This window comes from Arthrobacter rhombi, assembly GCF_900163545.1.
In the GTDB taxonomy this organism is placed as follows: domain Bacteria; phylum Actinomycetota; class Actinomycetes; order Actinomycetales; family Micrococcaceae; genus Arthrobacter_H; species Arthrobacter_H rhombi_A.
Genome location: NZ_FUHW01000020.1, coordinates 134,843 through 146,608 on the forward strand (window position 1 = coordinate 134,843; position 11,766 = coordinate 146,608).

The 11,766-nt window shown below is 61.1% G+C and carries 6 protein-coding genes; 4 read left to right on the plus strand and 2 right to left on the minus strand.

What is annotated here, in order from left to right:
* Positions 1–350: 350 nt before the first annotated feature.
* On the plus strand, positions 351–4,253 hold the full coding sequence (locus FM101_RS04785) for a hydantoinase B/oxoprolinase family protein (RefSeq protein WP_086996232.1): 3,903 nt from the start codon (positions 351–353) through the stop codon (positions 4,251–4,253).
* A gap of 256 nt (positions 4,254–4,509) precedes the next feature.
* Entirely contained in the window at positions 4,510–5,877 is a 1,368-nt protein-coding gene (locus FM101_RS04790) for an MFS transporter (protein ID WP_086996234.1), read from the plus strand.
* Positions 5,878–6,008: 131 nt separating this feature from the next.
* Here FM101_RS04790 and FM101_RS04795 read toward each other — a convergent pair whose 3' ends face one another.
* A complete protein-coding gene (locus tag FM101_RS04795) occupies positions 6,009–6,821 on the minus strand; it encodes an IclR family transcriptional regulator (protein ID WP_086996237.1) in 813 nt (270 codons plus the stop codon).
* Between the two features lie 778 nt (positions 6,822–7,599).
* Between FM101_RS04795 and FM101_RS04800 the strand changes: the two genes are divergently transcribed.
* Both FM101_RS04800 and FM101_RS04810 read left to right on the plus strand, forming a co-directional pair.
* The gene (locus FM101_RS04800; protein ID WP_086996240.1) at positions 7,600–8,379 is read left to right on the plus strand and encodes an N-carbamoylsarcosine amidohydrolase; all 780 of its coding nucleotides are present in this window, start codon (positions 7,600–7,602) and stop codon (positions 8,377–8,379) included.
* Positions 8,380–9,852: 1,473 nt separating this feature from the next.
* Positions 9,853–11,187, plus strand: a complete 1,335-nt coding sequence (locus FM101_RS04810; RefSeq protein ID WP_245806618.1) for an MFS transporter — start codon at positions 9,853–9,855, stop codon at positions 11,185–11,187.
* Between the two features lie 250 nt (positions 11,188–11,437).
* On the opposite strand, the gene FM101_RS04820 is transcribed toward FM101_RS04810, so the two are convergent.
* Positions 11,438–11,629, minus strand: a complete 192-nt coding sequence (locus FM101_RS04820) for a hypothetical protein (RefSeq protein WP_086996252.1) — start codon at positions 11,627–11,629, stop codon at positions 11,438–11,440.
* Positions 11,630–11,766 lie beyond the last annotated feature (137 nt).

Consider the following 11,766-nt stretch of genomic DNA (forward strand, 5'->3'; position numbering starts at 1 on the left):
TGGGGTTTTTACGTCGAAGTGTCTTTTGTGGACCAGCAAAGTGCATCTCTTCGCGGCGTTATAGCGCGCTTTCGGTTCGGCGATGATGTGCCTCTTGCGACGCTGGGTAGGTAGCTCTTGATGGGGCCTGGGGAGTCCCCTCAGGTGGGCCGGAGGCGCGTCCGAGCGTGCCGTAAGCATGTGAGGGCTATTTTGGAGAACCATTGACTTGTTGCTACAGGGGAGACTAGGTTGTTTCCTACCCAACAAGTGATCGAGATCACGGCCACGTATCAATTGGACATAGGTGTCTTCCTGGAGGCGGGATGCACCTTGCGGTCTCGGCGTCACCCCACGAAGTAGGAGACACAATGAAGCGCATCGGTGTAGATGTAGGCGGCACGTTCACGGACCTCTACTATTCGGACGACGACTCAGGGAAGGTCGTTATCGAAAAGGTTCCCTCCACCCCCCATGACCCGTCCGAGGCGGTGCTGGACGGGTTGCGGCGCCTGTGCGCTAAGGCCGACATCACCTTGGGCGAGGTGGACATGCTCGTGCACGGAACCACGGTCGCCACGAACATTGCGCTGACCCATACCGGTGCCGAAGTCGGGCTGATCACCACCGAAGGTTTCCGCGACATCCTTCACATCGCCCGGCATAAAAAACCCTTCAACTTCTCTTTGCAGCAGGAACTGCCCTGGCAGGAACATCCGTTGGTGAAACGCCGACACCGAGTGACCGTCAAGGAACGGATTACCGTTCCCAACGGGGATGTCCTGGTTCCTCTCGACGAGGATGAAGTGCGCCTTCGGGTGCGAGAACTGCGCGAGGCAGGGGTCGAATCCATCGCCGTATGCTTGCTTCACTCCTATCTTAATCCGGCACACGAGCAGCGCATCGGGGAGATTGTTGCCGACGAATTCCCGGAAGCGTTCCTTTCGATCTCCAGCGAGGTCATCCCGCTCTATCGTGAATTCGAGCGTTTCTCCACGACTGCTCTGAACGCGTATGTCGGGCCCAAGGTCTCCCGGTACCTCGACCGGCTCTCGGCAGAGGTTAAAGCCATGGGATACACCCGCGAAATGCTCCTAATGAAGTCCTCGGGCGGAATGATCCCGATCGACTTGGCTGCCCGGCGTCCGGTGAACATGCTTATGTCCGGTCCTGTCGCCGGCCTCATTGGGGGGATCTGGGCCGGACAGACCGCCGGGTTCGACAACGTCGTGACCCTGGACATCGGTGGAACTTCCGCGGATATCGGCGTCTCCCTCGACGGGGAACTGCGGATGCGCCACCTGCTTGATACCAAGGTCGGCGACTACCAAGCCATGGTTCCCATGGTAGACATCGACACGATCGGGGCCGGTGGCGGTTCCATTGCCTTCGTTGACGACGGTGGAGTTTTCCGCGTGGGGCCGCAGTCAGCCGGCGCGCACCCGGGCCCGGCGTGTTACGGACGCGGTGGGACGCTGCCAACGGCAACGGATGCCCAAGTCGTGCTGGGCCGGTTGCGTGGAAACCGCAGCCTGGCTGGCGCGGGGATGTCCCTGAACCCGGATCTGGCCCGCACGGCGATGCAAACCGTGGCCGATGAACTGGGCATGAGTGTGGAAGAAGCCGCGCTAGGTGCCCTGCAAATCCAGAAATTTGGGATGTCCCAGGCCATCGAACTGAACTCCGTGCGCCGCGGCTATGACCCACGTGACTTCACTCTGGTTGCCGGGGGTGGTGCCGGCGCCCTGTTCGCCTGCGAGATCGCTGCGGAACTGGAGATCCCCAATGTCATGATCCCGGCACACCCGGGCATCATCGCGGCCACCGGTTTGTTGGCCACCGACCAGAAGTACGAGTACGTCGGCACCGCACGGTACACGCTGCCGAACGTGGATCAACAGGCCCTGAACTCCCAGTTCGGCGAATTGGAAGACAAGGCAGTCGCTCAGTTGGATTCGGATCTTGTCCCGGAAGAAAAGCGGGAGTTCACCCGGCTGGTTGACTGCCGGTATGAGGGCCAGGGATACGAAGTCCGTTTCGAGGCCCCCGGAGGTCAGGTCACCGACCAGTGGCTCGAGGACATGGCCGAAAGGTTCCACGAGGCACATGAGGCCGAATACGGTCACCGGTTCAAGACCGGCGGTGTGGAGATCGTGAACATTCGCGTGATGGGCACCAGTGTCACCGAGGAGCTGCCGCCTGCGCCGCAGGAGGGGACCACCTACGAGCTCTCCGAGGCCGTGTTGGAGACTTCCGACGTCGTCTTCGACGTCGACGGCAAGCCCGAGACCTTCTCCACCCCGTACTACGACCGGGAGAAGCTCGGCGCCGGACAGCGGATCGAAGGCCCCTGTGTCATCGAGCAGTACGATGCCACGATCGTCGTTCCCCCATATTTCACGGCGACGCTTGATGATAGTGGAAACATCGTGATCGCCTGCCCGGTAAAGGAGGAAGGGGCCGATAGCGAGCTGGCCACACCGATTCTGATGAGGGTCATCGGAGGGGCATTCTCCTCGATGGCCAAGGAAATGGCTTCGGTGCTGTTCCGGATGTCCTATTCCTCGATCATCCGTGAGTCCGAGGATCTGGGTGCAGGGGTTTTCGATTCCGAAGGCAACGTGCTGGCCGAGTCGGATTCCACCCCGATGTTCATGGGGGCGATGCCCAAAATCGTCCAGGGCGTGATCAGCGTGCTTGGCGATGACATTCACGAGGGTGACATCATCTTGCACAACGACCCCTATCTGGGGGCCACCCACTCACCAGATGTCGCGATCATCATCCCGATCTTCCACGAGGGAGAACGGGTTGGCTTCGCCGGGGCCTCCGGCCAACTACTGGACATCGGCGGAGCCTTCCCCGGTCTGGCCGTGGACCTGGTGGACAACCAAGCCGAGGGACAGATCTTCCGTGCACTGAAGATCGTGGAAAAGGGAGTCCGGCAGGACGCGCTGCTGAACCAGATCCTATCCAATACGCGCACACCGACCCATAATGCCGGGGACATCGAGGCGATGATCGCCGCCTGCGAGCTGGCCAAGCGCCGGTTCCTGTCGGTGACCGAACGCTACGGCATCGAAGCGGTGGAACAAGCGGGCCAGGAATGGATCAACTATTCCGAGACCATGCTGCGCAAGGAGATCGCCAAGGTTCCAGACGGTGTCTACGAGACCGAGACAGGCTACTTGGACGATGATGGTAAGAACTACGGGGAGAAACTGCCGATCAAGGTCAAGGTCATCATCGAAGGCGACGAGATCACCTATGACCTGACCGGCTCCAGCCCCCAGGTCCCCACCGCATACAACTGCCCTTTCGAGGGCACAACGGTCTCGGCATTCACCTTCATCACCCGGATGATGTTCCTGGATGAAGTCGCACACGAGGTCTTCGTTCCGCAGAACCAGGGCATGCTCAAACCCGTGAAGGTCATCGCCCCGGAAGGGACGATCTTCAACCCGACCTACCCTGCGGCCTGCATGGCCAGGTTCGGGCAGGTGCAGCGGGTCGTGGACTTGGCGATGCGTGCCCTGTCCCCGGTGCTGCCGCGGCAGATCACCGCTGGGAACTCCGCACATATCCACTTCCTTTCCTACTCCGGATGGAACGAGGACGCCGGCGAATACTGGGTGTATCTGGAAGTCAACGAGGGCTCCTACGGGGGCCGGCCGGATAGCGACGGGCCGGACTCGGTGGACAATCTCATCGCCAACACCCGCAACAACCCGATCGAGGAACTTGAATGGCGTTTCCCGATGCGCACCGACCGCTACGAACTACGCGAGGAACCCGCGGCGGCGGGCCAGCAGCGCGGAGGGATCGGCATCGTGCGGGTCAACACCTTCCTGGTCGACACCGTCGTGACGTGCGAAGCAGACCGCCACGAATCCGACGTCCCCTGGGGGATCTTCGGCGGACAGGATGGACTGAATGCATCGGTATCCAAACTCGATGACGGCAAGGCAGTAGAGAGCTGGCCTTCCAAGGTCACCGCCCGGTCGCTGAAGGCGGGGGAGTCTTTGGAGATTACTGTCCCCTCCGGTGGAGGCTACGGCGACCCGTATCTGCGCGATCCCGAAAAGGTCTTCTCCGATGTTTTGGACGAATTCACCAACGTTGATCGGGCCCGTGAGGACTATGGGGTCGTCATCGACCCGAACACCTGGGAACTGGACATGGAAGCCACCGTTCGGCTGCGTGCCGAACGCCCCAGTAACGAGATGGAGGGAACGGCCGCCCCCCGCGAAACAGTCGCAGCGGCTTCCGAGTGATCGCCTAGGATATCCCGGCCGGTGGAAGAGCGAACGCTCTTCCACCGGCCGGTTCACCCGCATCCATCGGGCCCCCAGAGGAATCACGCGTGGGGCCGCCCGGAAACCGGGAACCCTCCCCGCACGCCGCATCTCGATTCTTCATGTCCTAGCGGCCACCTTTGTGGCGGCCTTCGGCGGCAGCACAGGTCTCCTGACGAAACATCCTCCCGGCCACGGGCCGGCAGGCTTCCCTCGTGAATAAGGAACACTGACCATGGATACATCACCAAAGACGCTGCTTGTACCGGCCACTGTCACCCCCAAGGACGTCCGCTTCGCTACGTGGGTCTGCTTTTTTGCCTGGACCTTCGCCGTGTATGACTTCGTCCTGTTCGGCAACCTGCTGCCCAAGCTCGCCGAGGACCTGGGCTGGGCCACCGCCCAATCAACTGCCATCAACACCTGGGTCACAGCCGGAACCGCCTTGGTGGCGGTGGCACTGGGACCGGTCGTGGATCGGGTCGGCCGCCGCAAGGGAATCCTCATTGCGGTCATCGGCGCCGCCATCGCCTCGGTCCTCACCGTCGTTGCCGGTTGGGTCATCGGCCTGGTTGCCGGCTTCGGCATAGTGCTGCTGATCGTGGTGCGCTCGATCGCCGGTCTGGGGTACGCAGAACAGGCCATCAATGCCGCTTACCTGAACGAAATGTTCGCCCACGTCTACACGGATCCGGCCAAGGCCCGGCGACGGGGCTTCATCTACTCCCTCGTCCAGTCCGGATGGCCCGTGGGGTCGGTCCTGGCAGCTGCTTCCATCTTCCTGCTGTACCCGATCGGTGGCTGGGCGTTGTGCTTCATCGTTGCAGCGATTCCCGCGATCCCCATTGTCTGGGCCGGGCTGAAGCTGAAGGAAAGTCCGCAATTTACTGCCCGGCGCGACGCGGAGAAACTACTCGCCGAAGGCAAGACCGAAGAAGCCCACCAATTGGCCGGCACGGTCGGGGTGGATCTGAGCGAGCAGGGCATGCCTTTGGCCGCGGCCTTCAAGGGGGAGTCGCTGCGCTCCACCATGGTGATCGGTCTCTCATTCATGTTGTGCTGGGTCGGGGTGCTGGTCTTCGTGCTTCTGGGTACCTCGCTGCTGACTGCCGCGGACGGGAAGAACATCACCTTCGACAGCGCCCTGGGAATACTGGTCGTTTCCAACGCCACGGCCTTTGCCGGGTACCTCTACCATGGGTGGCTCGGGGACCGGATCGGGCGGCGCAACGCGATATCCCTGGGTTGGATTTTGTGTGGGCTGTCCTTCAGCGGCATGCTCCTGGCCCCCACAGGCGGTTTCGGTCTGGTCCTGACCCTCTATAGTGCAGGGTTGTTCTTTTTGATCGGCCCGTTTTCGGCCTTGCTGTTCTTCACCGGTGAGAGTTTCCCGGTCCACACCCGGGCGACCGGAGCCTCCATCATCAACGCAGCCGGTCAGGTGGGTGCCATCATTGGCGGCGCCCTGGTCACCATGGCATTGACCAGCGGCCAAACGTGGAACCAAGCGGCCTTCTACTGGGGCTGCCTGCCGATATTCGCCGCCGGACTGCTGATCCTGGCGTCACGAAACGTGGATCCCCGACAGGTCCTTTCACGCTGAAAAACACCGCCTTGGACTCAAGGCGGTCAAACCGGGCGGCCCCGAGAATCCGGGGTCGCCCGGTTTGCCGGGCGCTGACTCCGGCGTAGGCGTCCTGCCGGGAAGAAGAAGACCTGAATCCGCAAGCGGGGTTAGGCGGTGCCCGCGGTTCGTGCCGGCGCGGGTGCCCCGAGACGGCCGGAGACTTGTTCGGCGGCTTCCTGGACTGCAGCGGCTAGTGTCTCGGCGCAGCTTTGCTTATAGACGCGCGAGCGAGGTGCACTGACGGTGATGCAGCCGACGGCGATGCCCCGATAGTCTCGGACCGGCGCGGAAATCCCGTACTCCTCGTCGGTGGTGAATCCATCGTTGACCGCATGGCCGGCTTCACGGACGTGCTCGAGATGCCCGGCCACCGGGAGCGGGGCGCCGCTACCGGCATCGATGGTGATGGTTCCCTCTTCCAATAGCTGATCCACCTCGGTTGTGGGCAACTCAGCCAAAAAGACCCGGACCGACGAGCTTTCGTAGCGTGGGTAATGCGTTCCGATGGCTGCACTGTGTTTGACCTGGTGCGGGCTGGCGACCTGCTCCACGACGATCGCTTCCGCTCCGTTCCATACGGAAATGGCAGCGGTTTCCTTCGTGGCAGCGGTGATGTCCTCCAAGAAGGGCAGAGCAGCGCGCCGAACATCCAAATCGGCCAAAAGTGGTCCGGAAAGCATGATCACTCCCAGACCCAGCCGGAATCGGCCGGTGTCCTCGTCGCGCTGGATGTAACCGGCCTCAACCAAGCCGTTGAGGATCCGAGAGACGGTGCTCTTATGCAGATCAACACGATGTGCGATCTCCGTCACGCCCAGGACCGGTTTCTCGATGGAGAAGGCCTCCAGGACGGCCAGACCATTGAGCAGCGAGGCGGCGACCCCCTGGGTGTTATGTGAGGCCTGTTGTGCATTGCCCATGTCAAGCACCTTCTTCCGCGGATCCGTTCCGCCTCGTTACCAGTCATATCAAATCACGTCCCGAGGACGATGCGTTTCGGCTTCAGGGCTCGGAACCGACACGGATCGTCTTAAGAGGGTCACTCCAGACGCCTCGTGGGTTGCTTCAGTAGCAACTATATTGCTTGAGAAAACAATATACCGAGGATGGCCCGCAACAGCTCGGATTCATCGTCCGGATGATGACCGGAAAGGCCCCCCGTAATGGGCCGGTGCATCGATGGAGGACTGCAGGAATTGCCGAAGGAGACGTTCGCCGAATAAAACGGGGCGGGGATCATGCACGTCGATATGGCAAACGTCTGACCCGGCCTGGGCACCAGCTCTTGCGCCATTAGATGGAAACCGTCTTCCCGGCTTTCCAACGTCTCAACGACGTGGCTCGCGCCAAGGGATCGTGGCTCAGGCCATCTTCCCGACAACCGCATGCGATGTGCTGGGTGCACGTCCTTTGTGTTGTTTGAGGGATATAGAGGTTGCGGATCATGCGCGACAAGGCAGGGCAGCTGTCCCGAATCGGCCCCGATAACCCGCGTGTCGGGTCAAGTAAAAGTCGCGGGAGTCGAGCGCCAACCGAAGGCCGCCTCAGGCCGACGCCGGTTCCCTGCCGAGGAGCTGGTCGATGGAGGGGCAGCTTCCGTGCATCTCTGGTGTTGAGCCGAGGGGTAGGTTATAGTATTTCTAGCAGCAACTTAGTTGCTCAAATAGCAACGAGATAATTCGGAGAGTGGAGAGAGCAATGACCGTCACGTCCAACAAGTCCAGCGACATCGAAGAGCGCCTTGCAGCAGTTCTGGAGGAGGCATTCGAAGCCGGAAACAGCGTCTACAACGAGCGCGGCTTCAAGCGCCGGATCGGCTACGGCAACCGTCCCGCCGTCATCCACATTGACCTCGCCAACGCCTGGACCCGTCCGGGTCACCCGTTCAGCTGCCCGGGCATGGAGGGGATCATCCCGAATGTGCAGCGGATCAACGAGGCCGCGCGCGCCAAGGGGGTCCCGGTCTTCTACACCACGAACGTCTACCGCAACCGTGATGCCACCTCCGGCACGAACGACATGGGTCTGTGGTATTCGAAGATTCCCACGGAGACCCTTCCTGCGGATTCCTATTGGGCGCAGATCGATGACCGGATTGCGCCGGCAGAGGGCGAAGTCGTGCTCGAAAAGAACCGCGCCTCGGCATTCCCTGGCACGAACCTCGAGCTGTTCCTGACTTCCAATCGTATTGACACCCTGATCGTGACCGGCGCGACAGCGGCCGGGTGCGTGCGCCATACCGTGGAGGATGCGATCGCGAAGGGGTTCCGCCCGATCATCCCCCGGGAGACTATCGGCGACCGTGTCCCGGGCGTAGTGCAGTGGAACCTCTATGACATCGACAACAAGTTCGGTGACGTGGAGTCCACGGACTCGGTGGTGGAATACCTCAACGGCCTCGGTCGGTTCGAGGACACGATCCCGAAGACCCTCGCGGATCCCCAGCCCGAGGTCCAGGCCCCTGCGGATCCGGCCTGAGTCGCACCCTCCAATCGGAATCTTGCGGACGGGTGATCTCCGGGCCACTCTGTGACAGTCCGGTACCCCTTGGTGGGTGCCGGACTGTTGCATAGCTGTGAGGGCGCAGGTTCCCGGATGCCTCGTCGCGCGCCGGTTCCAGGGGTTCTTCCTGAAGCGCGCGATCATCGGGCAGGCCAACGTTGACCAGAGAGACAGTGCCCTGGCGCATCTACCTTCGGAGCATTGCGGATCCAATAGCGCCTGGCTGGCCATCGCGGTCAGGGCCCGCAATTTCATCCGGACCCTCGCCGTCCGTTCCAGCCTCGTCGTTGCCCAGGCAGGGATCGCATTCAGTGTCCGGAGAATCCGAATACACCTTTCTGGGGGCCGGCCGGGCAAAGGTAGTCCTTTGAAACGCTGCACACCGCCTCCCACCCAGCGCACAAGGCGGCATGGCAGAGACATCCATCAGCCGGCGCACGGCATCAACAGCAACCGCAGCGGTCCGCGGCCGGCAGCGAGGCCGCCCGCCCGAACGTACCTGCCTGCCGTGTGCTTAACGGCCCTAGCTTCCGCTCGCCCCGGTGAGGGAGTGGGGCATCCCTTGGGTGCTGTATGAAATCTGCTATGTGATGCCCTGGAAAATACCTTCTTTCGCGGATCGACTACGCCTAGCGATCAGTCCGTATCAAGTCATGCTTCGACGAGCGCGTGTCGGCCAGCGAGCTGGGAGACGCCCGTAGTGCCCTGACAAAAAGATTTAAAAGAGATTTAGCTCACGTCTTGTTTGTTGCTCTTGTAGCAATTAGATTCTTTTAGTAGCAACATCCGGAGAATGGTGTACACCAGAGTGGATTCATCGTCCGGACAATGAATCAAAGGGGATTCACATCATGAGCAAGGGCATCGAAACCCGGTTGAGTGAACCGACTGAGCAAGTAGTCGCCGAACATTCCGCCGAATACCTGGCGCTGTTGCCAGCACCGCGTATATTACGGCACCCGGCCGGCTACCGTGAAGCTCGATCTGGCCAACGCATGGAACGCTCCGATCCACCGGTTTGCCTGCAAGAACACGGCCACCATCATCCCGGTCTGCCTGGATCTCAACAAGCTACCAGAGTCCTTCGAAACCTTTTCCACTTCGCGACTTGCCCTCGGCACGCCAGCCAACGTCCGGGCCACAAAGGTGTAGCGAACCTTCCCCAAAAACTAGGGAACGTACAGTTCGCCAGAAGGATCCGGCAAACAGACATTCTGTCTGCAGCGCCCGTCCTGGTGTAATCTTCCTGCCCTTGCAAAGGGGAGGCGACGGTACAGCCGTCCACGTGGCCATAGGCCATCCAAGACCCGGCATGAGCCACGAGCGGCTATTCGACGCGTTTACATGCGGGGTCCTAACAGTTCGCGAATCTAGGGAGTAGACATGCACCGCGAGCACCAAGAACCCCAAACCACACCAACCCCGCCCCCCTCCGTCTCTCGTGCCACCTTGCGGAAAGTCACGTTCGCCGCCGGCGCTGGAACCGTGGTTGAGTGGTTCGATTTCGCCGTCTATGGCTTCATGGCACCCATCCTGGCTCGGGCTTTCTTCCCCGAAGGCGATCCGGTTGTGGCCCTATTGCAGACCTTCGCGGTCTTCGCGGTCGCCTTTGCCCTACGACCGGTCGGAGGGGCCTTCTTCGGACGGCTGGGGGACCGGATCGGACGCAAACGCGTCCTGACCCTGACCGTTCTGCTGATGTCGGGATCCACGTTGGCCATCGGACTAATGCCGGTCTACGCCACCATCGGGATCTGGTCGGCAGTGTTGCTGACCTTGGCCCGGAGCCTGCAAGGCTTCTCCGCTGGCGGTGAATACGCCGGCGCCGTCACCTACGTCATCGAACACGCCCCGCAAGGGGAGCGGTCCCGGCACTCGAGCTGGATGCCGGCAGCCACCTTCGGATCCTTCGCCGCAGCAGCCCTTTTGTCCTACCTGCTTGCCGCCAACCTCAGCGCGGGGCAAATGGACGCCTGGGGATGGCGAATCCCCTTCCTCGTGGCAGGGCCCCTGGGCTTGGTGGCCTTCTACATCCGACAGCGGCTCGATGAAAGCCCGCTGTTCAAGGCAGTGGCCGAATCACAAACAACCGAACATGCCCCCTTATCGCATACCTTCCGCTCACAATGGCGGACCATGGCCCTGTTGGCCGGCTACATCTCGCTGACCGCGCTCTCCTTCTATACCTTCTCGACATACATGACGACATTCCTGCGCGAAGTAGTGGGCCTGCCCTCCGCTCAGGTCCTGCTCTCGAACGTTCTGGCACTGCTTTTCGCTGCAGCCTTGTGCCCGTTCGTTGGCCGGATCTGCGACCGGGTCGGACGCAAGCGGACGATGTATGCCTCGGTGATTCTGCTCGGCGTGCTGGCCATCCCGGCTTATCAGTTGGCGGCCGGGGGAGGATTTGGCTCCGCTTTGGCGGCCCAGGTCATGCTCGCCGTGGGTGCGGTGACCGCCAACGTAGTGACAGCCGTGTTGCTGTGTGAGGTCTTCCCGACCGCCGTGCGGTATACGGCTTCGGCCATTACCTACAACGTCAGCTATGCCATCTTTGGTGGAACCGCACCCTTCGTAGCGACCTGGCTGATCGCAGCCACCGGGAACAAGATGGCACCGGCGATCTACCTGACGGTGATCGCCGCCGGGGCGTTGATCGCGGCCTTGTTCCTGAAGGAGACCAACAACCGCTCCTTCGCCGAAGAAGACGCCGCCGCCATGGGGGCCGGCAATCGGGAACCAAATGGAAGCCAGTCGAAACAGCGGCCAAAAGTCTCACGATAAGCCCCGCTCCAAGTATGGCCGCACAACGAAATAGCGGCACACGGGGGAACATCATGCGGGAGGCTGTAAAGCATCGATATGCTTTGCAGCCTCCCGCAACTGTGTCTGGCTTCGCCATGAGACGACAAGCTTGTGAACCTTGGCCTCAAGATAGACGGAGTCCCAGATTTCCAAGCATCTCAACTGTCTCGACTTGGTGTCTTGCATCCCATCGCATACGAGACACTTGCGGGGCGATTTCGTGTACACCTCAATTTTCTTTCTGTTTGTAGCCGTGGTTCTGGTGGGTAACGAAGCGTTCCGGCGCGTTCTCGGCAATTGCAGCAACGGCTGAAGCGAATGTATTCACGCGTTTATCTAGGTAGTCTCCCAGTGCGTCTGAAGTGACGATGTCGATGTTGAACTTGCCGTCGATCTTCGCTGACTTGAGCTCTCGGGTCATCGTTGCCCACGGAGATTTAACTACTCCAACGGCCGATCTGCTTGTGTCCACCGTGAACAGCGGTGCTGAGGTGACGACTAGATGTACTGATCAGGGACGTTAGTTAAACGATTGATGGGTGGCTGGTTCCCGATAGC

Coding starts and splice junctions, on each gene's coding strand:
- FM101_RS04795 (WP_086996237.1), bottom strand. CDS start 6,821: ATGGGCAATGCACAACAGGCCTCACATAACACCCAGGGGGTCGCCGCC.
- FM101_RS04785 (WP_086996232.1), top strand. CDS start 351: ATGAAGCGCATCGGTGTAGATGTAGGCGGCACGTTCACGGACCTCTAC.
- FM101_RS04800 (WP_086996240.1), top strand. CDS start 7,600: ATGACCGTCACGTCCAACAAGTCCAGCGACATCGAAGAGCGCCTTGCA.
- FM101_RS04820 (WP_086996252.1), bottom strand. CDS start 11,629: ATGACCCGAGAGCTCAAGTCAGCGAAGATCGACGGCAAGTTCAACATC.
- FM101_RS04790 (WP_086996234.1), top strand. CDS start 4,510: ATGGATACATCACCAAAGACGCTGCTTGTACCGGCCACTGTCACCCCC.